Annotated in this window: 21 protein-coding genes; 12 read left to right on the top strand and 9 right to left on the bottom strand. The window is 62.9% G+C overall.

Annotated features, from left to right (window positions below):
• Nucleotides 1-19 precede the first annotated feature (19 nt).
• From RUH75_RS05385 to RUH75_RS05370, 4 genes are all read right to left on the bottom strand, one after another.
• Nucleotides 20-799 carry an SDR family NAD(P)-dependent oxidoreductase gene (locus RUH75_RS05385; RefSeq protein ID WP_313802940.1) on the bottom strand — a complete coding sequence of 260 codons (780 nt, stop codon included), beginning with the start codon at nt 797-799 and terminating at the stop codon, nt 20-22.
• Nucleotides 800-846: 47 nt separating this feature from the next.
• The gene (locus RUH75_RS05380) at nt 847-2,445 is read right to left on the bottom strand and encodes a class I adenylate-forming enzyme family protein (protein WP_313802938.1); all 1,599 of its coding nucleotides are present in this window, start codon (nt 2,443-2,445) and stop codon (nt 847-849) included.
• 46 nt (nt 2,446-2,491) lie between these two features.
• Nucleotides 2,492-3,496, bottom strand: coding sequence for an NADP-dependent oxidoreductase (locus RUH75_RS05375; protein WP_313802936.1), 1,005 nt, complete (start codon nt 3,494-3,496; stop codon nt 2,492-2,494).
• Between the two features lie 96 nt (nt 3,497-3,592).
• Nucleotides 3,593-4,489 (bottom strand): LysR family transcriptional regulator, encoded by an 897-nt coding sequence (locus tag RUH75_RS05370; protein WP_313802934.1) that lies wholly within the window; start codon nt 4,487-4,489, stop codon nt 3,593-3,595.
• Between the two features lie 267 nt (nt 4,490-4,756).
• Between RUH75_RS05370 and RUH75_RS05365 the strand changes: the two genes are divergently transcribed.
• From RUH75_RS05365 to RUH75_RS05320, 10 genes are read left to right on the top strand one after another with little or no spacing between them, the layout of a single operon-like run.
• The gene (locus tag RUH75_RS05365) at nt 4,757-5,773 is read left to right on the top strand and encodes a phosphotransferase family protein (RefSeq protein ID WP_313802932.1); all 1,017 of its coding nucleotides are present in this window, start codon (nt 4,757-4,759) and stop codon (nt 5,771-5,773) included.
• Nucleotides 5,770-6,186: a hypothetical protein gene (locus RUH75_RS05360; protein ID WP_313802931.1), complete on the top strand. Its 417-nt coding sequence runs from the start codon at nt 5,770-5,772 to the stop codon at nt 6,184-6,186. The genes RUH75_RS05365 and RUH75_RS05360 overlap by 4 nt, the downstream gene beginning before the upstream one ends.
• Complete coding sequence (locus RUH75_RS05355; RefSeq protein WP_313802929.1) at nt 6,183-7,034, top strand: TIGR03619 family F420-dependent LLM class oxidoreductase; 852 nt, start codon at nt 6,183-6,185, stop codon at nt 7,032-7,034. The genes RUH75_RS05360 and RUH75_RS05355 overlap by 4 nt, the downstream gene beginning before the upstream one ends.
• Before the next feature lie 35 nt (nt 7,035-7,069).
• Nucleotides 7,070-8,224 carry a thiolase family protein gene (locus tag RUH75_RS05350; RefSeq protein WP_313802927.1) on the top strand — a complete coding sequence of 385 codons (1,155 nt, stop codon included), beginning with the start codon at nt 7,070-7,072 and terminating at the stop codon, nt 8,222-8,224.
• Nucleotides 8,225-8,228: 4 nt separating this feature from the next.
• The gene (locus RUH75_RS05345; RefSeq protein WP_313802925.1) at nt 8,229-9,008 is read left to right on the top strand and encodes an SDR family NAD(P)-dependent oxidoreductase; all 780 of its coding nucleotides are present in this window, start codon (nt 8,229-8,231) and stop codon (nt 9,006-9,008) included.
• Nucleotides 9,009-9,019: 11 nt separating this feature from the next.
• A complete protein-coding gene (locus RUH75_RS05340; RefSeq protein WP_313802924.1) occupies nt 9,020-10,543 on the top strand; it encodes a class I adenylate-forming enzyme family protein in 1,524 nt (507 codons plus the stop codon).
• Between the two features lie 57 nt (nt 10,544-10,600).
• The gene (locus RUH75_RS05335) at nt 10,601-11,908 is read left to right on the top strand and encodes an acyl-CoA dehydrogenase family protein (RefSeq protein ID WP_313802922.1); all 1,308 of its coding nucleotides are present in this window, start codon (nt 10,601-10,603) and stop codon (nt 11,906-11,908) included.
• Nucleotides 11,909-11,910: 2 nt separating this feature from the next.
• The gene (locus RUH75_RS05330) at nt 11,911-12,666 is read left to right on the top strand and encodes an SDR family oxidoreductase (RefSeq protein WP_313802920.1); all 756 of its coding nucleotides are present in this window, start codon (nt 11,911-11,913) and stop codon (nt 12,664-12,666) included.
• 14 nt (nt 12,667-12,680) lie between these two features.
• Entirely contained in the window at nt 12,681-13,694 is a 1,014-nt protein-coding gene (locus tag RUH75_RS05325; protein ID WP_313802918.1) for a Rieske 2Fe-2S domain-containing protein, read from the top strand.
• Nucleotides 13,687-14,412 carry a hypothetical protein gene (locus RUH75_RS05320; protein WP_313802916.1) on the top strand — a complete coding sequence of 242 codons (726 nt, stop codon included), beginning with the start codon at nt 13,687-13,689 and terminating at the stop codon, nt 14,410-14,412. Before RUH75_RS05325 ends, RUH75_RS05320 begins: the two co-directional genes overlap by 8 nt.
• Nucleotides 14,413-14,491: 79 nt before the next feature.
• On the opposite strand, the gene RUH75_RS05315 is transcribed toward RUH75_RS05320, so the two are convergent.
• The 5 genes from RUH75_RS05315 to RUH75_RS05295 form a co-directional block, all read right to left on the bottom strand.
• Nucleotides 14,492-15,568 (bottom strand): hypothetical protein, encoded by a 1,077-nt coding sequence (locus RUH75_RS05315; protein ID WP_313802914.1) that lies wholly within the window; start codon nt 15,566-15,568, stop codon nt 14,492-14,494.
• 182 nt (nt 15,569-15,750) lie between these two features.
• A complete protein-coding gene (locus tag RUH75_RS05310; RefSeq protein ID WP_313802912.1) occupies nt 15,751-18,105 on the bottom strand; it encodes an EAL domain-containing protein in 2,355 nt (784 codons plus the stop codon).
• A complete protein-coding gene (locus RUH75_RS05305) occupies nt 18,105-18,734 on the bottom strand; it encodes a methylamine utilization protein (RefSeq protein WP_313802910.1) in 630 nt (209 codons plus the stop codon). The genes RUH75_RS05310 and RUH75_RS05305 overlap by 1 nt, the downstream gene beginning before the upstream one ends.
• A 44-nt stretch (nt 18,735-18,778) precedes the next feature.
• A complete protein-coding gene (locus RUH75_RS05300) occupies nt 18,779-20,065 on the bottom strand; it encodes a hypothetical protein (protein ID WP_313802908.1) in 1,287 nt (428 codons plus the stop codon).
• A 348-nt stretch (nt 20,066-20,413) separates the two neighbouring features.
• The gene (locus tag RUH75_RS05295) at nt 20,414-22,351 is read right to left on the bottom strand and encodes a hypothetical protein (protein WP_313802906.1); all 1,938 of its coding nucleotides are present in this window, start codon (nt 22,349-22,351) and stop codon (nt 20,414-20,416) included.
• Nucleotides 22,352-22,613: 262 nt separating this feature from the next.
• Here RUH75_RS05295 and RUH75_RS05290 point away from each other — a divergent pair, with 262 nt between their 5' ends.
• Nucleotides 22,614-23,147 carry a hypothetical protein gene (locus RUH75_RS05290; RefSeq protein ID WP_313802904.1) on the top strand — a complete coding sequence of 178 codons (534 nt, stop codon included), beginning with the start codon at nt 22,614-22,616 and terminating at the stop codon, nt 23,145-23,147.
• Nucleotides 23,101-26,205, top strand: a complete 3,105-nt coding sequence (locus RUH75_RS05285; RefSeq protein WP_313802902.1) for a CHAT domain-containing protein — start codon at nt 23,101-23,103, stop codon at nt 26,203-26,205. The genes RUH75_RS05290 and RUH75_RS05285 overlap by 47 nt, the downstream gene beginning before the upstream one ends.
• Nucleotides 26,206-26,240: the final 35 nt, after the last annotated feature.

Genomic DNA, 26,240 nt, shown 5'->3' with positions numbered 1-26,240 from the left:
AAATCCGCTCCCCCGATTTTCAGCGCAGGCCCATGCGAATGCCGCCGTCCAGCCGGACATCCTCACCATTGAAATAGCTGTTGCGGCACATTTCCAGCACCAGGCTCGCAAATTCCGACGGCTTGCCGAAGCGTTTGGGGAAGGGCACATTAGCGCTGAGCGCGGCCTTCACATTATCTGGCGCGCCCATCATCAGGGGTGTGTCGAAAATGCCGGGAAGGATGCTGTTGATGCGGATGCCTTCGCTCGACAGGTCGCGGGCGATGGGCAATGTCATGCCGACAACGCCGGCCTTGGACGCGGAATAGGCTGCCTGCCCCATCTGGCCGTCTTCGGCAGCGGCGCTCGCCGTGTTGACGATTGCCCCGCGCGCGCCATCGGCCAGCGGTTCCAGTGTCAGCATGCCTGCCGCGCTCTTCGCCGTGCAACGGAATGTGCCGATCAGGTTGATCTGAATGATCTTTTCAAAGGCATCGAGCGGGAAATGCTTGGGTTCGCCGGTCGCCTTGTCGCGGCTCGCCGTCTTGTAGGCATTGCCGGTTCCCGCACAGTTGACCAGCACGCGCTCCTGCCCGTGCGCGGCGCGTGCCCTGGCGAAACCGGCATCGACAGCGGCGTCGCTGGTGACATCGACCTGGCAGAAGAGCCCGCCAATCTCCGCAGCCAATGCCTCGCCCTTTTCGGCGTTGAGGTCGAACAGGGCCACCCTGGCGCCTTCGGACGCGAGTTTGCGGGCGACGGCCTCGCCCAGACCCGATGCGCCACCGGTGACGATTGCGGAAATGCCGCCTATATCCATGAGTTTCTCCAATATTCAAGAAAAGAGGAAAGTCGAAAATCCCGGTGTCAGCGTGTTTCGGTCGCCAGCTGGTCCAGTCGCGCACGCAGTTCGGTCTTCACGATCTTGCCGTTCAGGTTGCGCGGCAGGGGATGGTGGCCGATGGTGAAGCTTTCGGGCTGCTTGTAATCTGTCATACGGGTCGAACAATAAGCGCTCAATTCGTCCGCGCCGGTTTCCAGCCCGTCGCGCAAACAGATGAAGGCATGCACCCGCTCGCCCAATATGGGGCAGGGCTTGGCGATCACGGCGGCTTCCAGCACGGCGGGATGAGCCATCAGGATGCTCTCCACCTCGGCGGTGAAGATCTTGTAGCCGCCCCGGTTGATCATATCCTTCAACCGGTCGAGCACGCGCACGAAGCCCTTGCCATCAATGCTGCCCAGGTCGCCCGACCGCCAGAAGCCGCCGATCAGATTGGCCTGGGTCGCAGCCGGATTGTTCCAGTATCCCGGCGTCACCGTGGAGCCGCCGATCAGCAATTCGCCCGGCTGGCCCTGGGGAAGCTCTTCACCATCCGGCCCGGCAATGCGGATCGTGGCGCCCGGTATGGGCCAGCCGACGGAGTCGCTGTTCGCCAGCAATGCGTCGGCGGGCATGATCGTCACGCCGCCGCATGTCTCGGTCGCGCCATAGCAGTTCATGAGCTGCAATGCGCCCAGGTGCGACGCCATTTGCTCGATCGTGGGGACCGGCATGGGCGCGCCGCCGAATCCGCCGATCCGCCATGCGGACAGATCGTAAGCGGTCAAATCCACGCGCGCGAGCAGCAGGTTGTACATGGCCGGCACCATCAGCGTGTGGGTCATTCGTTCCCGCTCGGCGAGGGCGATGAACGCGTCGGCCTTGAACTGCGGCACGATGATCATGCAGCCGCCGCAAAACGCCATGGTGCACAGCGTGGCCGAAATGCCGGTGATGTGGGACAGCGGCACTACGCAGGCCGATCGATCGTTGGGGCCCAGCATCATGCAATGCGCATAGGCCGCGCCGACATGCACCAGCGCGAGATGGGTCACGATGGCGCCTTTCGGCCTGCCCGTCGTGCCGGAGGTATACATGATGAGCGCCGGGCTTTCCTCCTCCGGCTCGTCGACGGGCAGGGGGGTGGCGGGCCTGGCAAATCCCTGGACGAAGGCACGCACGTCGCCGTCCGTGACCGGGACCACCAGCGGCAGGGCAGGAATGCGGTCGGCCAGCGTCGCTTCATGCACGATGGCGCGGGCGCCGCTTTGTTCGGCAATATAGGCAAGGCCCGGCGCCTGTCCGCGAATGCCGACCGGCACGGCGATGGCGCCGATGCGGGCGATCGCGAACAGGGCGACGACGAATTCCGCCTGATTGTCGAGGAACAGGATCAGCCGGTCCCCCGCGCCGATGCCTCGGGCCACGAGGCCGGAAGCAAAGGCGTCGGCCAGATCGCTCAATTCCTGCCAGTTGCACCGGAAATCGCCGCAGACAAGCGCTTCGTTGCCGGGATAGTCAAGAACGCTCCGGGCCAGCATGGCGGGCAGCGAATGCGGCCTTTGCGCGAGGCATGGAAAGATGCGGCCGTCGTAATGCCGTTCCGGGCGGAATTGTCCGACCTTCTGAGGCCAGCGGTTCATGATCGGTCCTGTCCCTGATTGTTCCGGTCGTGCGAAGTCGTCCCGATCATGGGAGGCGCACCAGCATCTTGCCGATATTGCCGCCCGAAAACAGGTCCACAAAGGCTTGGGGCGCATTGTCGAGGCCCTCGACGACGGTTTCGCGCCAATTCAGCTTGCCCGCGCCATGCCACGCCGCCAGCTTTTCGCGATAAGCGGGCATGAGGTCGAGATGGTCGAAAACGATGAACCCCTTCATGCCGATGCGCTTCGCCGGGATCAGCGTCATGTTGCGCGGGGCCGCCATGGGTTCGATCACATTATAGCCAGCAATCATGCCGCAGATCGCGAAGCGCGCATGGAGATTGGCGCAACCGATCGCCGCTTCCAGGCAGGGGCCGCCGACATTGTCGAAATAGACATCGATGCCCTCGGGCGCTGCTGCCGCCAGCGCCTTTCGCAAATTGGGTTCGGCGCGATAATCGATGGCGGCATCGACCCCCAGCGCGTCGCGGAGGAAGGCCGTCTTCGTCGGCCCGCCAGCTGTCGCGATCACCTTGTGACCCATCATCTTGGCGATCAGGCAGGCGGTGGAACCGACGGCGCCCGATGCCGCCGAAATGAAGACGACATCGCCGGGCTTGAGTTTCGCGACGCGAAGCAATCCGGCATAGGCAGCCAGGCCCGTTATTCCGGCAATGCCCAGAAAGGCCTGGGCGGGCAGGTCCATCGGAGGGAGCTTTTCGACCTCGGCCGCCGGGAGGTTGGCATAGTCCCGCCAGCCTGCGTCGCTCAGGACGATGTCACCAGAAATGAACAATGGATCATTTGAAGAAATGATTTCGCCGATGGCCGGGCTAGCGATGACATCCCCGATCTCGAAGGGGGGAATATAGCTTTTTGCGGCATACATGCGCCCTCTTATGGCTGGATCGATCGACAGCCAAAGGTTGCGAATCTGCACTTCTCCCAGAGCAGGTTCAGGGATTTCGACATCGGCGGCGACGAAGGCGCGACACGACGGCACGCCGGTGGGGCGGTCAGCAAGCCGTATTTCCCTTGAACGCCGCATCGTAACCAAGTCTCTCCAAAAAAATGATTACACAATCATATATTGAAGAATGTCGGCTTGGCAATGGTGGAAAGGTGATCCCTGCCCTGCCGGGCTTCACGCCCTGCGGACGATGTCCAGAATCTGCTCGCGCAGCCATCGATTGCCCGCGTCGGCATGGTGCCGGGCGGGCCAGTAAAGCCGCCAGTCCAGGCTGGGAACGGCGAAGGGAAGAGGCAGCGTGGCAAGGCCGTAATAGCGCGCGAAACGTTCCGGCATGGTCATGGTCAGATCGCTGTTGTGAATGATGTCCGCAGCGATGGCGGGGCTGCGCATGCGTGCCTTGATAGGACGGACCATGCCCCGTTCGCTCAAGATGCGGTCGATATGGCCCAGGCCATAGCGGCGTGCGGAAACATGCACATGGTCGAGCGCAAGATATTGCTCCATCGACAGGCCGGTTTGGATCAGGGGATGGCCGGGGCGCACGAGGCAGGCGAAGGACTCTGTGAGAAGATCGGCGTGGCGAACGCGTTCGTCCGGGGCAATCGGCACTTCGATGGCAATGTCGAGCGTCCCGCGCGCCATTTCGTTGGCGATATCATGGCGGCTGATGAAATTGCACTGAAGATCGACTCGGGGCGCCTGCGCCAGGCAATTCACGATCAGCCGGTGAAGGAAGAGCGCTTCGGCCGGATCGTTCATGCTCAGGCGGAAGCCGCGCTCGGTCGTTGCCGGACTGAAACCCTCATGCGCGGTCAGTTCATTCTTGATGGCGGCCAGCGCCTTGTGAACGGTCGGGGCGATCCCGTCCGCGAAGGAGGTTGGCATCATGCCCCGTCGTTCGCGGACAAACAGCGGATCTCCCAGGCTTTCGCGCAACCGGTGGAGCGCGTTGCTGACGGCGGGCTGGCTGATGTTGAGCACGCGTGCCGCGCGGGTCAGGCTGCGTTCCGAATAGATGATATCGAAAACCCTCAGCAGATTGAGGTCCAGATGTTCGAAGCGCGCCATGATATAACCATTGGTGATGTACAGGCTTATAAATATCAACTTTACATATGGAATGTCCAGCGGCAGCCTGGGGTCCATGGCCTGTTCCCGGGCGGACGCGGATCCGGGCAGAAATATATTATGATTATTGAGTCATTATATGGTTGACGGAAACCGGAAATTTTCGAGAGAACATCCTAGGATTTTTGATTTGAAAATTGGGTTGATCGGAGCATTATCCGTTTATAAAAATGATCAATAAGTCATATCTTTTTGAAAGTGTGATTGATGGGAGAGGTTGCCGAAAAGGTGGCGGACGGACTTCGGCAATGGGCGCTGCGCCGCGGTGGCGCTTCCGCCCAGGTCGAGCATCTGCGCGATCTGGGCGGACATTCGGGTGAAACCTGGGGCTTTGTCTATTCCGCCGGGCTCGTTCGCGAGGATCTGGTCATTCGCCTGGCCGCTGCCGGCGGCGGTGAGCGGGCGAATGTGGAGTTGGTGCGGCAGGCGCCTTTGCTTGAAGCGCTCCTTCAGTCGGGCGCGAAGGTCGCCGCGGTGCGCGATGTTTCGGACGAGCCCGCCCTTTTCGGGGCTGCCTATCTGATCGTCGACAGATTGCCGGGACGGCCGCTTGTCATGGGGCCGGATGCCGGTCCTGAATGGTTGGCGCCTGCCGACCGCCAGAAGGCCTATCAGGCGGCAGCCGGGGAACTGGCGACGATCCATCGGCTCGACCTGTCGCGGCTGGCCGATTGGGATGTCCTGCGATCGCCGGCCGATGAAATCGCTCTCTGGACCCGCGCTTTCGAGCGCGCTGCGGAGCATGAATGGTCCCGCGCCGGAATCCGTCTTGCCTCCGCGCTGCTGGAGCGGTTGCCGGGACGATGGACGCCGGGGCTGTGTCATGGTGATTTCCAGACGAACAATGTGCTGTTTTCCATGGATGCGGGGGGCGCTGTCGTCGGTGGAGTCGTGGACTGGGAAATCGCGCATTTCGGGGCGGTCGAACATGATCTGGCCTGGTTCCTGATGATGAATGACGATCAGGCATGGTCGCCGGTCGAATTGCGGGGCAATGTCGATATGGATGCTGTCGTGCGGAGCTATGAGTCCGCTGCCGGGCGCCAGATGGGCGATCTGTCCTGGTTTCGCGCGCTGGCCTGTTACCGCATCGCCGCGATTGCAGGCTACAAGATTCGCCTTCATCGCACCGGCCGCAAGATCGACGAGGCATGGGAGCGGGCCTCCTTTTCCATGCCCTTCTTCTTTGCGCGTGCGCACGCTCTGCTGGAAGGTATGGCATGACTATGCCTGGACCGCTGTTCGAAGCGCCGCGCCAGGCGCCATGGCTTGCGCCCTATTGGGAAGGGTTGAGCGTGGGAGAGCTGCGCCTGCCGCGCTGTTCCGTCTGCGGACGTTGGGAATGGTATCCGGTCGAAAGCGGTCCAGCCTGCCCGGACGGCGACTATGTCTGGGAAGCGGTGGGTCCGCTTGCGACCGTCTTTACCTGCACGCGGGTGGACAGGCCGCTGCTGCCCGGCATCACCCACTCTTATGTGACCGGCCTCATCGTCATGGATCAGGCACCCGGATGTCGGATCGCGGCGCTGTTCGATGAATCCGCCGGTCCGGTTTCCGTTGGCGCGCGCGTGCGCCTTTCTTTTCACGGCGCGGGCGCCGCCGCCTTCCCCACTTTCATGTTGGAGAGCATGTCTTGAAATACGGAGTCTCGCTTTTTCCCCTGCGTCCCCAGCAGATCATCGACGTTGCATTGTGCGCGGAGCAATTGGGGTTCGACTCGCTTTGGCTGGGCGAGCATGTCGTCACGCCGGTCAAAAGCGATTCCCGTTTCCCCTATGCGGGCGAGGACGACGATTCGCATGAGGCGTTCCACGCCAATCTGCCCTTTTACGATCCCTATGCAGTGCTGGCCTATCTGGCGGCGATCACCAGGTCGGTCAAACTGGCCGTCTCGGTATCGATCGTGCCGTTGCACGACCCGTTCCACCTGGCCCGGTCGGTGACGACGCTGGACCTGTTTTCCAAGGGGCGGTTCATGCTGGGCGCGGGCGGCGGCTGGCTGAAGGAAGAGTTTGAGATACTCGGCCGCGACTTTGAAACGCGCGGCAAGCGGTTCGACGAAACGCTGGATGTGATGGTCAGCCTGTTCAACGATGACGTGACCGAATATGACGGCGTGGCGCTGAAGGTTCCGGCAATCGGCATGAGCCCCAAGCCGGAAACCCGCCCGCATCCGCCGTTCGTCTTCGGTGGCCATGCCAAGCCTGCGTTGCGCCGGGCGGCGCAGCGCGGCAATGGATGGCTGGCGTCCGAACTCAGCCCTGAGGAGATCGCGCCGCTGATCGGCATCATCATGCAGATGCGCGAGGAAGCGGAACGGACGGACATTCCCTTCGAAGTGAGTTGCGCGGTCATGGGCGATCCGTCCGATGAACTGATCGCGCAATATCAAGCGGTGGGGGTCGACCGGCTGGTGGTGCGTCCCTGGATGCGCGGGCGCGATGCGGTGGCCAATCTGAGCTCGCTCGCCGCGCGGATATTGTGACGATGAGCATGGCCGGCGGACAGGGAGCATGCTGAATGACTGATGTCGCTATCGTCGGCGTGGGAGAAACCGTTCCCGTCCGGGCCGATCCGCGCCCCATGAGTGTGATGATCGCCGAAGCGATCCATTGCGCGCTGGCCGACGCAGGCATCGGCGCGGACCGGATCGACGGTTTCGTCACCGAGTCCGCGACGATGCCCGGCGTCATGCCCGCTGAAGATGTGGTCGCGGCGCTGGGCGTGCCTATGCCGCCATCGCCTTTCATCGCCTATGGACTGCATTATGGGGCGGGGCTGGTGGCCGCCGCCGAACTGGCGGGATGGGCGTTGGCGTCCGGGCGCGCGACCCATGTGCTGTGCTGGTATGGCCATCAGCTGAGCCGTCAGGCGCAGGGGCCGCGCTCGCTCTATGCCGACGACCCGCTGAAGGCGGATCTGGAAATGCCGAGCGGCTGGTTCGGGCAGCCGGTCTATTTCGCGGGTATCGCCCAGCGCTATGCCCATGAATTCGGCCTGCCTGCCGAAGCGCTTGCCGCCGTCGCGATGGAGGCGCGCGAGCATGCGGCGCGCACCCCCGGCGCGATGAAGACAAGCCCCCTGGACATGGCCGGCTATCTCGCCTCGCCCAGCATCGCCACGCCATTGCGGGGACCGGACTGCGCCCTTGTCAACGACGGTGCGATTGCCTTTGTCATGACCACGACGGAGCGGGCTCGCGATTGCGCCCATCCTGTGGTGCGTGTCGCCGGTGTCGGCGTCGGATCGACCGATGTGCCGGGCGATACCTGGTTCACGCAGAACCGCAATTACCTGACCACGCCCGCCGCCATTTCGGGGCCGATGGCTTTCGCCGGCGCAGGACTGGCGCCGGATGACGTCGATTTCGTCGAGCTTTACGACTGCTTCAGCATCAACACGATCCTTCAATATGAGGATCTGGGGTTCGTGAAGAAGGGCGAGGGGGCGGCCTTCGCAATGAGCAAGGGCAGGGGTCTTCTGGATTCCCTGCCGACCAACACCCATGGCGGCCTGTTGTCCCATTCCTTCCTGCTGGGCGGGGGGCATGTGGTCGAGGCGGTTCGCCAGCTGCGCCATCAGCGGGGCGCGGGGCAGGTGCCCGATGCGCGCATCGGCCTGGTCACCGCATTGGGGGTGCCGCACCACAGCACAATGATCTTGGAACGGATGTAGAAAGATGACGGGAATACAGCGTGTGGCCCTGGTGACGGCCGCGACGAGCAGCCTGGGGCGCGGCATGGCCGAAGCCCTGCTGGCAGATGGATTTCTGGTCGTGGTGAGCGGCCGGTCGGAAGCCAAGGGATTGCAGGCAGCCGCCGAAATGGATGCGGAAGGCCGCGCAAGCTTCGTGGCCTGCGATGCGCTTGATCAGCAGCAGACCGAAGCGATGGTCGACACCGTTCTGGATCGTCATGGCCGCATTGACGTGCTGATCAACAATGCCGGGGGATCGAGCGGTTTCGCGCCCGTGCATCAATTGTCCGATGATGCATGGATGCAGGCCTTTCAATGGAATGTCAGCTCCGCCTTCTGGACGGTGCGCCGGGCGGTTCCGGCGATGCTGGAACAGGAGTTCGGGCGCATCGTCAACATCAGTTCGGTGCAGGGCAAACAGGCGAACCGCGCCAATGCCAGCCATTATGTGACCGCCAAACATGCGCTCAATGGCTTCACCAAGGCTGTGGCGCTGGAATATGGCAGGCAGGGCATCACCTGCAACGCCATCTGCGTGGGCGCGGTGGAAACGGACCTGATGCAGGATGCCGGCCGGAAGGCCGCCGCCGCCGCGGGTATCAGCTATGAAGCCTATAAGCAGCGTTATGCCGATGCGGCGATGACCGGCCGGTTGAACAGCGTGGATGAGGTGGCCGCCATGGCGCGACTGCTGGCTTCGGATGCAGGCGCGGGCATTACCGGCGCCATCCTCAATGTGGACGGCGGCACCTGCTCCTATTGAAAGAGATGACGATGACTGATGTTCGACCCACCAATCTTGCCGAAGCTTTCGACGTTCATCTCCTGCGCCAGCCCGCCGCGACCGCGCTGATCGTCGGGGACAGGGCCTATAGCCGCGCGCAGATCGGCGAACTGGCCGAGCGTGCCGTTGCCATGCTGCGGGAAAAGGGCGTCCGCCCCGGCGACCGTGTGGTGGTTCAATATGACACCTCGCCGGAGGATGTCGCGATTGCCCTTGCGACCGCGCGGCTGGGCGGCACGCTGGTTCCCATTCCCAAGCGGCTGGGCGTGCGGGAAATCAACTTTCTGCTCGTCCGTTCCGAAGCGGCGCTGTTCTGCCATGTCGGTTCGAATCCGGCAGATGGGTTGACGCTTCCCGAGGGCGCGGCGGCGGCCGGCAGCCATGCCATTCACGGCTATGACCGCATCGTCACGGATGTCGTTGCCATGCCGGACGATCATTGCGCGCTGATCGGCGTGACGTCGGGTTCGACCGGCCAGCCCAAGGGGGTCATGCATGGCTGGCAAGGCGTGTCATGGGCGGGGGAGAGGATGCGCGCGCTGGGCCGGGTGCAGGCGGGCGAAGCCGTGTTGGTGACGGGCGCGGGCGCCGGGGCGCCGGGCTTCACCTTCTTCACCTATATGCCGCTCGTCACTGGTGCCGCCATCGTCCGGGCCACTCGGTGGGACCCTGTCGAGGTGCTGCAACTCGCGGTGAAGCATGGCTGCGTCTGGTCCTGCATGGTGCCGACGATGTTGCGGATGCTGCTGGACGCGCGGCCACAGGCGCTGGGAGATGGCAGGCTGGACGCGATGCGCGCGATCAGCATGGGCGGCGGCTTCATGAGCGCCGATCTGATCGAACGCGCGCGCCAGGAACTGGGCGTTGAGGTGTTGCGCATGTATGCCATGGCGGAGTGCATGTGCAATGCGAGCACCGAGATCGACGACGGTGTCGACATACGCAACATGCTGGACGGCCGGGCCGGAACGGGTGCTGCGCTGGCCGTTTTCGACGACGATCGCAAGCATCTGCCCGTGGGGGGCAAGGGCGAAATCGGCCTCAAGGGGCCTTCGCTGTTGCAGGGCTATCTCGCCGAGCCGCAGAGCAAGGCGGACCTGTTGACGCCGGACGGCTTCTTCCTCTCCGGCGACATTGGGGAGATGGACGCGAATGGCTATGTCAAGATTGTCGGCCGCAAGAAGGATATGATCAACCGGGGTGGTTACAAGATCGATCCGTCCGAGGTCGAGGAATTGATCGGCCGGCATCCGGCGGTCGCCAAGGTCGCGGTGGTGGGTTATCCCGACGCTCTTTACGGCGAACGATCCTGCGCCGTTGTCGAATTGCGGCCCGCGCAGATGCTGGCCTTCGATGAGTTGATGGCTTTCTTGGTCGGTGAAGGATTGTCGAAGGAAAAACTGCCCGAACGATTCGAGCGCCGGGAAACGCTGCCGCTTTCCCCCGATGGCAAGATATTGAAGGCCGCGGTCAAGGCAGAGATCGGCACCGATCCTGCATCGGGCCTTGGCTGACCTGTTCTTACCATTTCAGACGCCTTTTCCCAGGCGCTCTACATAACAGAGGTTCCTATGATTGATTTCGGGCTAGAGGAAGATTTCAAGGCGAAGCTCGACTGGGTTCGCGCCTTTGTCGACGAGAAGGTCGAGAAGCTGGACGTTTTGTGGCCCAGTCCCGCCGCGCCGCATGACAAGTCCCTGGTTGAAGCGCGCAAGATATTGGCGCCTCTGCAACAGGAGGTGAAGAGGCGTGGACTGTGGGCTGCCCATCTGGACCATGATCTGGGCGGTCCGGGCTTCGGGCAGGTCAAATATCTGCATATCGCGGAAATATTGGGCCGCACCAACTGGGGATCGGTGGTGTTCGGCTGTCAAGCGCCGGATTCTGGCAACTCCGAAATTCTGGCGCGTTACGGTACGCCGGAACAGAAGGCCCACTATCTTCAGCCACTGCTGGACGGCGAAGTCTATAGTGCCTTTTCGATGACGGAACCGGAAGGCGGATCGGACCCGATCTACTTTTCTTGCCGGGCCGAACAGGATGGCGACGCTTATGTGATCAATGGCGAAAAATGGTTCTCCAGCCACGCCAACTATGCCGATTTCCTGATCATCATGGCGGTGACCGATCCGGACGCCGAACCCTATCGCCGGGCGTCGATGTTCCTGGTGCCGACCGGTACGCCGGGGGTCGCATTCGTGCGCGAAACCGGCGTATTCACCGAACCCTATCCTGAACGCGGCGGCCATCCCTATATGCGCTACACCAATCTGCGCGTACCTGCCTCCGCCATGCTGGGGCCGCGCGGGGGCGGTTATGAAGTGGCGCAATCCCGTCTGGGCGGCGGGCGCATCCATCACGCCATGCGCACCATCGGCCTCTGCCAGAAGGCCATCGACATGATGGCGGACCGCGCCGTCAGCCGGAAGACCAGCGGCGTCCTGATCAGCGAAAAGCAGTCGGTCCAGTTCGACATCGCGGAATCGCAGATCGCCTTGCGGCAGTTTCGCCTGCTCGTGCTGCACTGCGCCTGGCTGGCCGATCAAAGGGGGCGCGAGCGGGAATTGCGCGAGGCGATTTCCATGGTGAAGGTCGCCAGCGCCGATATAGCGGAGAAGATCATCTGGCGCGCTATGCACATGCACGGATCACTGGGGGTGTCGAACGAAATGCCCTTCGCCCATATGCTGTTCATGACCGGCATGCTGGGTCTGGCGGACGGTCCGACCGAAGTTCACAAGGTGTCCGTCGCGCGCCGTATCTTGAAGCGGGCGACGCCACATGAGGGCTTCTTCCCGCCGCAACATCTTCCGGCGGCCCGGGCGGCTGCGTTGGCGCAGTTCGGCCTGAACGCGGAAACCGTGAACAGGCGGGCGTGACGATGGGCAGCGATCCCTTCGACTTTTCCGGAAAGGTGCTGCTGGTTACCGGCGGCAGCCGCGGGCTTGGGCGCGAAATGGCGCTGGGTTTCGCCCGGCGCGGAGCGGACGTGGTCATTGCCAGCCGCAAACAGGATGCGTGCGAGGCCGTGGCCGCCGAAGTCCGGGACCTGGGTCGGAGGGCGCTGGCAATCGGCGCGCATGTCGGCAAATGGGACGATCTGGAACGTCTGGCCGACGCCGCCTATGCGGAATTCGGCAAGGTGGACATCCTGATCAACAACGCCGGCATGTCCCCGCTGGCGCCATCGATGGCGGAGGTGTCGGAGGCGCTGTTCGACAAGATCGTGGAGGTCAATTTCAAGGGCGTCTATCGCCTCGCGACATTGATCGGATCGCGCATGGCGGCGGGGGAAGGGGGATCGATCATCAATGTCTCTTCCCTCGGTTCGCTGATGCCGTCACCCTATTTCGGCGCCTATGCCGGGGCGAAGGCGGCGGTCAATGCGCTGTCAATTGCGCTTGCCCGCGAATATGCGCCCAATGTGCGGGTCAATGTGATCTGCCCGGGCGGTTTCCTCACCGATGTCGCGGGCGACTGGGCAGAAGACCCGGAGGCACTGAACAGCGTGCCGCTCGGCCGGTTCGCGCGCCCGGAGGAAATACTCACGACCGCATTCTATCTTGCCAGCCCGCAGTCGAGCTTCACCACGGGCACCCTTATCCGTGTCGACGGCGGCGCGCTATACACCAAATAATGGGAGGAACCCCGATGATGCCATCTCCAGAAACGCAAGACGCCTTCCCTCACAAGGGATTCCCCAGCGGCTGGTTCCAGGTTGCCTGGGCGGATGAACTGGCAGTGGGCGATGTGCGTCCGCTTCACTATTTCAACCGCGATCTCGTGCTCTATCGCGGCCGCAGCGGCTATCATGTGCTGGACGCGCATTGCCGCCATATGGGCGCGCATCTGGGGCATGGCGGCACTGTCGTGGGGGACAGCATCGTCTGTCCCTATCATGGCTGGCGCTGGGGTGCGGACGGTCGTAATGAACTGGTGCCGCTGGAAAAGAAGGCAACGGACCGCTGCCGCATGGGGGCGTGGGAAACCGTGGTCGCCAACCAGATCGTCTGGGTCTGGTACGATGCGGCCGGGCGTCCGCCGCTGTTCGAGGGACCGGTCGACCTGCCGGGTGTGGCGGAAGGCGAACGCTACAATGTCTATCCGCATTGCGCGAAGGCGTGGCGCAAGGTGAAGACGCGACCGCAATATATCCCGGAAAACAATGTCGATGTCGAACATCTGCGCTGGATTCACAAGGCCAAGGGGCCGATCGAAACGACCCGTCTGGATGTGGACGGTTACAAGATGCAGATCGCGAACAACATCACCTATGGCTTCGGCAAGACAGCCACCCGCCTGACGCCGGATGGCCCGATCGTCGTCGAGGTCTGCGCTGAGCTTTGGGGCATGGGTTTCCAATATACCTTCTTCCCACAGCCGGATTCGGCCGTCAGCATTCAGGCGCAGACCCCGGTGGATGACGATCATTGCGACATGTTCCAGTCCGTGCTGGTGTTGGGCGAGGAGGGATTTGACCGGACTGCCGAGCCGGAAGCGATCGCCGCGGCCAGGGTGAGGGAGCAGTTCGTCCAGATCGAGCGTGACATTCCTATATGGGAAAATATGCAATATATCGCGAATGCGTCCCTCTCGCCGCAGGAAGAAAAAGCGATGACGATAGTACGCCAGTGGGCCGAACGATTTTATCCCGAAGATGCGTGACGACGATGTGCTCGTCCGCCGGTCGATAGCACTCGCTTCGCCCGAAGCGGGCGTTGTTACGGCCTGGCTGGAGGATAATTTCCACCATTTCGGCGTTCGGCTGATGCATGACGGCAATCGCGTGACCCGCATTGCCGCCGCTACCATCCGCTTTCCCTGGACTACCTGTGGCGGTGCCGGACAGCCTTTGAAGGCGCTGGAGGGGCAGGCGCTGATCGCGCGGCCCGACGCGCTTTCGACGCTGCTGCCGATGCAGTTCCAGTGCACGCATCTGTTCGAACTCGCGGCGCTTGCCATGGTGCACGCGGCGCATGGGGACGTCGACAGGCGCTATGACATGGTCGTGCGGAAGGATAGCGCATTCCCCGGGCGGCATCGCGGCACAATGGGGCGCGACGGCAGGGATGTTTTGTGCATGGATATCGACGGCAGCATGATTCAAGCGCCGGCTGCTTATAGCGGCCACGACTTATATAAAGGCTTCCGCAAATGGCTGGCGGGGTTTTCGGACGAAGAGGCCGTAACGCTGTGGCTCATGCGGCGGCTCTTTTGGCTTTCCGCCGGGCTGGTCCATTTCAAACCCCGGCCTGTCGCTGCGGGGACCGGGATGGGCGCTTTGTGTCATACTTATCAACCAGAGCAGCGCTATCATGCCTATGCCATGAATACTATTATCGATGTTACAGATACGAGGGTAACATTGCTGTCGAGGAGATGATAAGTTTCGTGCGTTCGTGCTTGGGTCGTTTTCGCAAGACAAGGATTCCCCGCCCTTGTTCGTCGGGGGGACTTAGCGTCTATTGATACGCTTTTTTCCCTTTCAAGACCCCCGGGTTATACAGAGATCTCTGCTCGTCTTTCTTCAGCGAGACAGACCAATCGGCCATATCAAGCCGCCAGGCCACCAGGCGAACCGGGATGTCGGCGCGTTTCTGGTTAAACGCATATTGCATGGCTGCCAGGCCAAGATCGGCGCTTTGCACCGCGCTCCGCCCTCCGCTCAGTCCGCTTGGGGCGTAGCGCTCTTCTATCCGGTCGAGAGCCGATCGTGCGCTGGCGATCATCAGCAGGGCTGTCGGCTCGTCACCTTGCGACCATGCTCCCGCGGCTGCCTCTCCCGCAACGCGGGCATCGTCAAGATGGGTGGCGAGCGTGACCACTCGTTCCGATTTGCATTCACGAGCGGAAATGGCGCGCACATAGGCGCTTAGTCCCGCCAAGACACGAGCCGTTGGCTCAGGACCATCAAATTCCCTGGTGATCACATGATGGATGAACGCTTCGAGTCTGCCGTTCGCAGGATCGCGGGAAACCAAGCGTTTCTTTTCGGGTAGGGCAAGATCGGGAATGGGCTTCGGGTTGAAAATCCCGTCTCCCAGATGCGTGCTCAACACCGAGGTCGTGACATCGGCGGTTCCGGGCTGACCCGATACGCCGGGAAACAGGAAATCGGGGTTGGTGCGCCCATTGCGATGGCAGGTCGAGCAGGACAGTCCTAACCGGCGAGCCTCTCCCCCCAGAAGGACCGGCGTACGAAAAGCGGTCCGGCCGATATAGACGGCGAGCGTCTGTTGCCGATCAGGCGGAACCGCCAGACAGCTGCTCGGCTCGCGCGTCAATAGGGTGATGGGTCTGCCAGGCGCGAGCCAGCGGGCATCGCGCAGCGGCGGGCCGAGGGCCGGGCCATTGGCCAAACCGGCCGGTGATATCGATGAAGCCGGCGTGGGAACCGCTGCATCCTGATCCAGAGCCGTCGATACAGCGGCAATCGCGGCCCTGAGATCCGCCGCCATATGTTCTTGCACGCAGCCGTCCGCGGTACAGCCGGCGTGAAGGTGATCGTGGTCGGGTTGACCAGAAAGCCCTATCGTCATGCCAGTGAATGAGAGTCCTTTATGTTCGAGAGGATGAAGTTCAAGCGATTGGCCCGCGAAGCTGCTTTAGGGTCCGGACTCACGACAGCCATCAGCCTCGCCGCAGCCGTCATCTGGTGGCTGTGGTGAGTCCGGACCCCAATTTTCAAGAGATGCTCAGCCCGCTCCACTGTCCTTAAACGTCATGCGGCGTCACGATTTCCCACAATAGGAAATACCTCCGCTGAGTTAAGCATCTTATCGACGGCACCGGCATCGACAGGACGACTGAACAAAAAGCCTTGAAGAGATGAGCAGCCCTGCGCGCGAAGTTCTTCCACCTGTTCAGCCTCCTCCACGCCCTCGGCTGTAGTTTCCATGCCGAGCGCGGCAGCCAGATCAGTGATGGCGCGGACGACGGCAATAGCACCGGGCCGGTGCAGCAGATCCTGAATGAAGCTGCGGTCGATCTTGATCTTGTCGAAGGGAAAGGCCTGCAAATAGCTGAGACTCGAATAGCCGGTGCCGAAATCATCGAGCGCGATCTTCACGCCCAGCGCGCGCAGGCTGTGCAGCAGTTTCAGCGTCTCCTCGCTGCTGTCGAGGAAGATGGATTCAGTGATCTCGATCTCCAGCCGCTCGGGCGCGAGGCCGCTGGCGGCGAGGGCCTGTAGCACCACTTGTGTCAGTCCTTGGCGCCGAAACTGCACCGAGGACACATTGACGGCCACCCGGACATGCGGGGGCCAGCCAGCGGCATGGACGCAAGCCTCCCGCATGACCCAGGCACCGATCGGCACGATCAACCCCGTTTCTTCCGCGATCGGGATGAACTCGACCGGCGATACTAGCCCGCGATCGGGATGGTTCCAGCGGATCAGCGCCTCGAAGGAGCCGATGCGATTGGCCTTGAGGTCGAACAGCGGCTGGAAATACAGCTCGAACTCGCCCTGTTCGATGGCGCGGCGCAGGTCGCTCTCGATCGCCCGCCGCGTCTGCGCCCGTTCGTTCAGCGCCGCCTCGAAATAGCAATAGGTGCCGCGCCCCTCGGCCTTGGCGCGATAGAGCGCGAGGTCCGCATTGCGCAGCAGCGTGTCGGCGTCGATGCCTTCCTCATCGGCAATGGCGATGCCGATGCTGGCGCCCGGCAATATGTCATGGCCGTCGACCAGCATGGGCTGCTGGATCGCCGCCATGATGCCGCGCGCAAGCGTTTCGACCGTATCCTCCTCGTCCGCGCCCATGTGGAGGACCAGAAATTCGTCACCCCCCAGCCGACTGATGAAGCAGCCCCGCGCCGCATCGCTCAGCCGCCCCGCCACCGCGATCAGCATCGCATCGCCCACCGGATGACCCAGCGTGTCGTTCACCGTCTTGAAATTGTCGAGGTCGATGCAGAGCAGCGACAGCGCCTGTTCCGGCCCACGCATCGACAACAATTGTTCGGCCTGTTTCTGGAACATCGTTCGGTTGGGCAGGCCGGTCAGCGTGTCGTTGAAGGCGAGATGTGCGATATGTTTCTCCCGCTCCTCAATCTGTTCCACCATGGCGTTGAAGCTGCCCGCCAGCCGCGCCAGCTCGTCGCGCCCGGATATCCGGACTTCGCAGCGATCGCCCCGCGCGAAGCGGCCGACCGCCTCGTCCAGTTGCGCCAGCGGTCGGGTGATGCGCGCGGCCGTGCGCCAGGTGGCGAGGATCACGCCCGCCAACCCCAGCAGCGCAAAAATGGCAATAAACGCCTGCACCGGCCGATAGGGCGCCAACGCTGCGGATTTGGGATAGATCAGGATCAGGGCGGCATGCTGATCGGTGGTCAGGGTCGGCAGTGACTTGGCCAAAGCGAAACTCGTCTCGCGGCCCAGATCCGCCTCAAATGCGCTGCGCCGGTCGAGGAAGCGGTCGAAGGCGAGGGCAGCGCGGCGGTCGATCTGTCCGAAATCGCCGGCCACCCGGTGCCACGCCTCGCCCCTGCGGACGACGATGCCCGCGTCGAGCGCGATTGGCGACATGCCCTCCAGTGACCGCATCTCGCGGGCATTGAGGTCAACGCCGAACACGATCCAGCCGATCTGCGCCGGGGCCAGGATCGGCGCGGCGACGACCTGTTTGACGCGCCCGCCCCATTGCGCGACGCCGACCTGCTTGCCGCTGTCCAGCGCCCGCCACAATTCCTGCACCTGGCGCGGCGTCGGCGGCGCGCCGCGGCCGGTGATGCTGCCGTCGAGGTGGAGGATGAAGGCGTTGCGCACGTTCATCCGGGCCTTCAGATTATCCAGCGCGGAAAGCGACGTGGCCCGGTCGCCCGTCGCCACGGCCGCGCGAAAACCGAAGTCTCGCGCCAGCAGCGTGGCGGCGTCCCCCAACTGCCGGGCGCGCTGCTGCCACAGCCGGTCATAAATGGCGCCGCTCGCCACCAGTTCCTTGCCGACCTGCACGGATGCGACGCGTTCCGTGCCTACATAGAGGGCGATGGTGATGCACAGCATCGCCGCCGCGAACAGCCCGGCATAGAGAACCGATAGCCGCGTCCGCAGAGAGGCGAAGCTGAAGCTGCGCATCAATAGGCGCTCATATTATGCATGGGCGCGGGGCGGAGGCGGACGACGACATTTTCACTTTCGTCCGATGTACCCGCCGCGACCCGCCGGATCACGCTGTTCCCCGGCGCGCTGAGATAAGGATGCCAGAGGGTGATCGTATAAGGCGCGGACTGCACATCGGGGAAGCTGGCGCGGCCATCGATATGGGTGCGCGCCGTCAGCGCCGTGTCGGTCACATAGATGAAGGCCGACATGCTGTCGTGAATATTGCAGCCCACGGCGACGATGCCAGCCCTGTCGAAGGTCACGCTGCGCGTCTGATCCTTTGCAAATAGCTTCAGTTGGAAGGGCTTGGCGGGGGAGAAAGAATAGACATGATGCTTGAACGGATCGAAATTGGGGAAGGATACCGTCGCGCCGACCGGAACGACCGAGATGAAGGGGTGAAATTGCGTGTTCTTCTGGTCGATGCTGTAGCCAGTCAGAGCATGCGGCGCGGGGCTGGGCCTGCCCTGCGGCCGCAACGTCACCACCACATCGCGGGCGGGCTTCCCATTGGCATCCGTCACCCGCACGCTCAGCGTCCGAGCCTGTGCCACGGGCGCGGCGAGGAAAGTCGCCAGCAGCAGGATCATGGAGACTCGCATATCAACCGCTCTATGCCCAGAGGGTAAAGAGCCGGTTAGCGTCTTCACCATCTTGCCCGCAGGCTGAGTTGCATTTGCGTGCCCGATTGTTGCGCTGCGACCATGGCCTGGCTGCGCGCATCCTTGCGGCTTTCGACATGCAGCCCCTCGACCAGCAGGGTCAGCCATTGGTCCAGCGACCGCCTGGCCGCGACCGTCACCGCCCAGCCATCCTCGTCATTCAGCGCCGTGACCGCGCTGCCCCGGTTGCGCGTGCCGAACGCCTCCACCCGCGCGGAGACAGAGCCGCGCGCGAACTGCCGCGTCAGCAGCGCGAAGGCAGATCGGAAGCGGCTATCGACCCACAGCGCGCCGTTCTTCGGAAAGCCCATGCGCGTCGTGCCGCGCATCCCCTGGGCACGCACCTGCCAGACGGGCGACAGCTCCGCCACCAGTCCGACATTGTCGAACCGGGTGCGCCAGCCCCATTCCATATCGGCATTAACCATCTCCGGATCGCCGTCATTGTCATAATGGAGATATTCGAGATGGACCGACGCCGGCGGGTCCCAGGCGAATTTGGCGTAATAACCGGGACGACGGAAGAAGCCCGGATCGATCTCCAGCGTCGGATGGCTGAAGGAAGGTTGGATCGATGCGGAAAAGGCGTCGAGCGGCGGCAACGGCTGGCGTCGGCCGAGCAGGATCTTGCGATCATGCAAGGCCCAGCCGCGAAAGGCGAGCAAGGCCCCGGCCGTATCGTTGCTGTCGAACAGCCCGCCCGTCACCGAGAGTTTATGGGTCCCGGCATTGATCGAAGCGCTGAGTTCGCCGCCCACGACTTTCACCTCCTCTCCGATCCAGCTGTTGATCGCGGAGGGGGTGATGCTGTTGGTGACGGCCCATTCCGGGCCGGAATGTTCGAGCGAAACCGGAGGCCACATCAGCCCCGCGCGGGCCGAAAGGCGCACCGCTGAATTCGACAGTGGCTTCCAAGATAGGTAGGCTTCGGACAATCCTGCTTCAAAATCGGGTCCGCCCTGCGCCAGCGCGACGACGGTGCCGGACAGTCCCCAGGTCAGGCGCGGCTGCCAGACCAGAGCCGCCTCGCCGAAGGCGGGTTCCAGATGGAAGTCGGACCGCTTGTCCGCCGCATCGCCGCCAAAGCGCAGCTTGCCAAAGCCGCCTTTACTCCCGGCGCGCTCACCGTCGGCACCCACCAGCCTGACATCGCCGATCAGCGATAAGCTTTCGGCGGAGAAGAGATCGAGATCGCCAGGGTCAGCGACGGCAGGCGTGACGATGCACGCAAAAGCCAGCGTCGCCATGCAGCGCACAAGGGACTTGACCATGACCATGACCGTCCATGTGGCAGACCATAGTTAAACTTGCATTAATGATCGAGATCGCTGACTTGCGGCTTGATGCGAGCCCGTTCCTGCAACCGGGAAGTTGACTATGGAGAGATACAAATCTGCCGTTGGATGACCGCAATGGTCGGTGGAATGGGCTGCTACGCGCCATCTTGATTGCACGGAATGGAAAGTCACCTGTCCGCACCTAGTGGTCCGATTCTGACATTTGCATCCCTATCGGCCAGGTCGCGCGCAAATGTCAGAATCGGACCACTAGGGATCGAAAAATCGCTGTTGAGCGTCCGGGAAGGGTCGAAGCTTTCGACCATCTTCCCCGCAGGCGTGTTATGCTGCCCGTGCAAACGGGGATAGGATCAGGGCGCGCAGCTTTTCCCAATATAATGTGGTGAGTAATAGCACTCCGCAAAGGAACAGGGTGACTAGCGCGATGGTCTGTCCAGTCGCGGGGAAACTGTGGATGACGAAGGGCATGGACACAAGGATCGCAGCCCGTCGGTCAATGCCGATGGCGAGCAGAACGAGCATGGCGAAAAGCGCGCCGATGATCCAGCCTGCGTTTGCAAGGCTTCCTATCAGGCTAAAGAGGGACGGCAGGATCATCAGGCTAGCCGACAGGTGCAGCCAGAAGGCGACGTCGCATCGCAGTGTTCGGCGTTCGGGGTCCGACCCGTCGAGCAGCATGGCGACCGCGAAGGTGATGCCGCCAGCGAGAATGGCCCTTTCCTGCAATAGGGTCAGCGCGGCGCCGCGGTTCTCACCGCCGCCGCCGGCTATCAATAGGGTCAAGGGAGTGTACAGGATCGGGAGCAATAAGAAATGAAACGCATAGGCATAGCTCAAGGCTATTCGGTGGCGCATTGCAAACAGCAGATTAGCGACGGCGCCGCACAGGCTTACCAGCAACAGGATCGGCAACATGTGGCTGATGGGCTGGGGCTGCTGCGAGAAGCCTGGGAAACGGGGCTGCTCGCCGGTGAAATGCCAGAAGATGATGATGCCTGCATAGCCGACGATGAAGGAGAAGGAACTGGCCAATTGAAGCGCAGGCAGAGCCATGCGGCGGCGCCGAACGAAATATTCGGCCGCTCCCCAGCTGGCGACCGCCGGCAGAATGAGCAGACGCCAATCAAGCGGTGAAAGGGATGAAAAGTCCGACCGAGCTGTTGCGGCACCTGGCATCGCGAACAACCGCAGAGAAATGAGGCAGTTGCCTGCGATCAGCGTACTGAGGCCCATCGCCACGAATATGTCGTTGAAGCTGAACACCAACCGCAGAGGCTCGGTTTCGCTCGCGGGGGTTTCAGGTCGTGGCACCGGCGGGTTGCTGATCATGGCGGTCGGAACCACCCAGCGGGACAGGGCCGCGGGTGCAATGGCCAGCAACCACCGGCGCAGATGATTCCAGGCAACCGACAGCAACAATATGCCGCCGCCCAGCAGCAGTGCGACGATGGCGACACTTTTTAGTGGTTCATCCTTGACCGCGACCAGCGAATAGAGTGCATATGCGACATAAAGGATGCTCGACACCAGGATCGGGCGTCGATCCACGACCAGCGCCACAATCGCGAGCATGAGAAAGAGCAGGAGGATCGGCAGCGGATTGTCGGCTGGCCCATATCCCAGCCTGTCATGCAGGATTGCAAAGGCACCGTGGACAACCAGCGGTGCAGCCGACAGATGCAGCCAGAACGCGACATCAGCGCGCCGCGTTTGCCGCAGGCGGTCCGAAATATCCCAGGCCATGGCTATGCCGAAGAGCACAAGGCCCCAAAGCAGCGCCATTCCGGACGCTGAGCGGTAACTCTGAAACGGTGTGAAGGAAAAGAGGTTGGTAGACGATCCGCCCGCCAGCAGAACCAGCGTCAGGATCGACGCGGCGGCAGCGGCGGGTATCCTGAACCGACGCCAGTAGGACCATGTCGCGGCCGCTCCCAGCAAGCTGCCCAATATTCCGAGCGTTGGCGCCAGCGTCACTTGGACGCCAGCCACAAAGCCGAAGGCGAGCACGATGGCGCAGGCCGCGAAGTTCCTTCGTTCGACCAACGGCCGGCTTAGCCACCATGTCAGCGCCGCCATGGTAATGCCCGCCAATACGCCCAAACTTTTGCCCGCCAAACCGCCAAGGGCGACGAGCCCAATGATCAGAACGACCGCGGTGAAAAGATCGGCAAAGCCGGTGACGAGCCGAAAATGCTCTTCCCCGGCAAGGGCGGGAGTTACGGCCTGTTCGACTGGAATGCTGGGTTCCGTATGGTGCATGGCCTCCGCTTATCAGGCGCGGGTTAAACGCGCGTCAACCGATCATCTTGAGATTGGTGTCCATCTGGAGGACAGGTAGATTCGCGCCATCTTGGGCGTGACATTCGGTCAGCAGACGATCTGGGCCGATGGCTCGTCTGGCGAGCGATGCGCCGGGGCCTTGACAAGCGGCGGGAATGGATGGCGCTGTCTACCCGGGATGCGGGGAGCCTGAATGCGGTTCACCGCAGGCTTTGGGGGGATTGTTATGATTTGGGGATTGGTGCGGAATTTGTTGGTCGCCTGCGTGATCGTTGCGGGCGTCGGCGCGACCCCGGCGGGCGCGCAAAATGGTGAGGTGCGATTGGCATCCATCGCGGAAGAAAGTCTGGGGGACGCGGATGCGCAGGCCATTCGCGCGAATGTCGAGGACGAGCTGTCCCGACTGCAACTGCGGCTGAATGCCGATACGCCTGATCAGAATCCCGGCGCGATCACGACAACAGCGAGCGAATTGGCGGGCCGCATGATCGCCAATGCGATGCGCCGGCTGCTGATTGTCCAGCCGCACGGACAACCGATCATCGTCGCGATTGCGCCGCAGGTGGAACCGGATGGCAACCGCCAGCTGGTCCTTCTGAACCTGTCCGCCTGGATCGCGAAGGGGCGGCAGTTGGGGATCGACCAACTTGAAACCTTCGCCATCCTGCCGGATCAGGAAATGCGCACGCCCGGCGGCAGCCCCTTCCAGATGGACGGCGTCAGCTATTATGGCGCGGTCGAGGGATCGTCGATCCAGTTCCATCGCCGGCCTTGAGGGCGATGCGGCGCAGCGGATCGTGATCATGCGCAAACCGGTGTTGAAACCCGCCCCGCTTGTTGGGGCGGCGGGATGCCTGCTGCTGGCAGCTTCGTCGGCAGGGGCGGCCCCGACGGGCACGCAATTCCGGAACAAGCACGAAATAGCCACTTTCTGCGCCGGCGTTGGCATGGCCGGGCTGCCGTCGCCCAATGATCCGCGCCCGCCCGATCCAGCCATTGTCCGGGCAAGTCTGGAATTCACGCGATACTGGTTCGAGCGGGCGCAGGCGGAGCCAGCCGGGGAAATCCCCTCGGCTCGCCCGCTTGCCGACGCCGTCAACGAACAGGGGCGGACCCTCGCAGAGGGTTTCGAAAAGCATGTCGCGCCTTTTTACGATCTGGCGCAGTGCGATGACGCGCGCCCCTCTATCCTGTGGCAAGCCGTTCCGCGCAGCGGCCCGATCTCGCTCGACCGCCTTGCCGATGACCGGGAGATGGAGATTTTCCGGTCGCTGACTGGACGTCTCCGGCCCGAATTTGCGCGACTATCCGTCCGCGAAACCTTTACGACGGACGTTCAGCTTCTGGCCCTGCGCCATGCAGCGGTCCGCGCCGGGGGGCAGGAGGCAGGGCATCTCAACCGTCAACTGGGCCAGCTTTTCCAGTCCCGGCAGATCGGCGTCCCGGCACTGAATCTCGAAAACGCCATAGCCTCTTTCGAAGCAGCATCGGCCCGGCTGGAGCGCAACGGCACCGAATGGGGGCTGGCCCAAAGCGGTGCCTGTTTCGCCTATCTCACCAGAATATTGGGGGACCGTGCCGACAATCTCGAACATGCCGTGGCTACCTGCCGCGATGCCTTGAGCGCGCTCGATAAACCCGAAACGCGCGGCGCTTGGGCGAATACCCAGCTGGTGATGGCCGGGGCGCTGAATGACAGGGTCCGGGGGCGGCGTTCCGACAATATGCGGAACGCCATCCTTGCCGATCAGGCCGCCTTGTCCATGCGCTCTCAGGCGACGGACCCGGTGGCCTGGGCAACGACACAGATCAATCTGGGCGCGCATCTGGCGGGCAATCCTTTCGGTAACGAGCAGGCCAATGTGGAGGCGGCGATCACGGCCTATGAGGCGGCGGGCAGGGTGATCACGCAGCAACTGTCCGACGATGGCTGGCTGGTCTTGCAAAGGAATCTCGCCCCTGTTCTGGCCCGGCGGGACAAGGGTGGGCTGGCCAATAATCAGGAAACCGCGATTGCGATGCTGGACGTCATCCGGACGTCGCCCAGGGCATGGGGGGCTTTGCAGGCCGGGGCGAATTACCAGCTTGGTCAGGTCTTTCGCCGCCGGATCACGGGCGATCGGCAATCGAACCTTGAGCAAGCGGTTCGCGCCTATCGGCAGGCGCTGCTGGGAGAAGGGGTGGATGATCGCTTTGCGATTTCCGTGGGCAGGGCTCTTGGCAACGCGCTGATTGCGCTCGGCCGATATGAAGAGGCGCGCGATGCGCTCAAGATTGCCCGCCGCGCCGCCGAACGGCTGATCGGCCTGGGCATGGACGAGGCGCAGCTTCGGGATGTGCTGGGCGACGCCGGCGACATCTATGTGCTGGCGTCCTACGCGGCGGCCAAGGCCGGCGATAATGGGCAGGCGCTCGACATATTGTCCTCCGGCAAGGCCCGGTTGCTCTTCACCGCGCTCAGCGCGAACAACCTTGATCTCAGGCCTCAAGAAAAGGCGGAACTGACGCAGCTGCGGGGCGATCTGCGGCGAAGGGAAACGGAACTCGAAACGCTGGTGAGAAGCGATGCCAGCGGACGCGCCACCGACGTTGCGATGCTCGGTGAGTTCGACGCGATGCGTCAACGCATTCTGGCTCTGTATGAGAAAGGCTCCCGCGCGGCCCTGTCGCAACCGTCGTCCCGCGATGTCGTCAAGGATGGCGTTCTACTGGCTCCGGTCATCACGGAATTTGGCACTATCGTTTTGGTCGCGCGTCCCTCAGGCGATGTCCAGTCTGTCGAGTTGGCCGAACTGACCCGGAACCGGATCGATCCCCTGATCGACAGGGTCAGCCGGACCCGGCGCAGCAAGCCGCTGGCGCCGCCCGATGATCTGGACTTGCAGCAGTTGCAGGACGAACTCGGTGCCACCCTGGGGGCCGCGATCCGCCATGGGATCGCTGCGGCAGGCATCGCTGCGGGAAGCATCGTCACGATCATTCCCGACGGCGCGACGGCCATCCTTCCCCTTGCTCTGGCGGTCGATCCTGAAAGCGGTCATGCTCTTGCGGACGATTTCGTGATCCGGCTCGTGCCGAGCCTGGCGGCCATGCGCGAATCGGAAAACCGGGCGGCAAGATCAGGCCGCAAGGGGCTGGCGCTGCTGCTTCCTCCGCAGGATGCGGGACTTGATTTCGCCTCGCTCGAGGGCCGGCTGGTCGAAGGCGCCTTTGCGTCCGCTCCCCACGAGGCGTGGCAGAATCCAGGCAAAGCCGTCCTCCTGCAAGCGATGGGAACGAAATCTTACTGGCATCTTGCGACCCATGGCTGGTTCGACTGGGATGACGCGCGGGCGTCCGGCCTCACCATCGGACAGCAAGGTGTCCGGTTGACATTGGGCGATCTGCTGGAGGCGCGGCAAGGCGTTGGAGAGCCTCGCCTGGTCGTCCTGTCCGCGTGCAGCACGGGCATCTCGGAGGTCGGTCACAATCCCGATGAGTTTTTCGGGCTGCCCGCCGGCTTCATGATGGCTGGCGCGGCCGCTGTCGTCGCGTCGCTCTGGCCGGTCGATGACCTTTCGACGACTTTGCTGATGAGCCGCTTTTACGAACTCCATCTGAAGGAGCATCAAATGCCGGCGACGGCGCTCCGCAACGCCCAGATCTGGCTCAGGGATGCAAGGATTGCCGATCTGAACGATTATGTCGCCGCCAGGGTGGCGGAAGGGGCGCTTCTCGCCGGGCAGGCGCAATCGATCCAATCGGAACTGGCGCCGCGCGAGGACGAAACAGGCGATACGAGGCTTTTCGAAGCGCCACGCCATTGGGCTGCCTTTGTGGTCTATGGCGAGTAAGGAGCGCGCGACTGAATGCCGCGTCTGTTGATCTC

It is taken from the genome of Sphingobium sp., assembly GCF_032153725.1.
Classification (GTDB): domain Bacteria; phylum Pseudomonadota; class Alphaproteobacteria; order Sphingomonadales; family Sphingomonadaceae; genus Sphingobium.
Note: the sequence above shows the minus strand (reverse complement) of the source record. Positions and strands in the feature narration are given on the sequence as shown.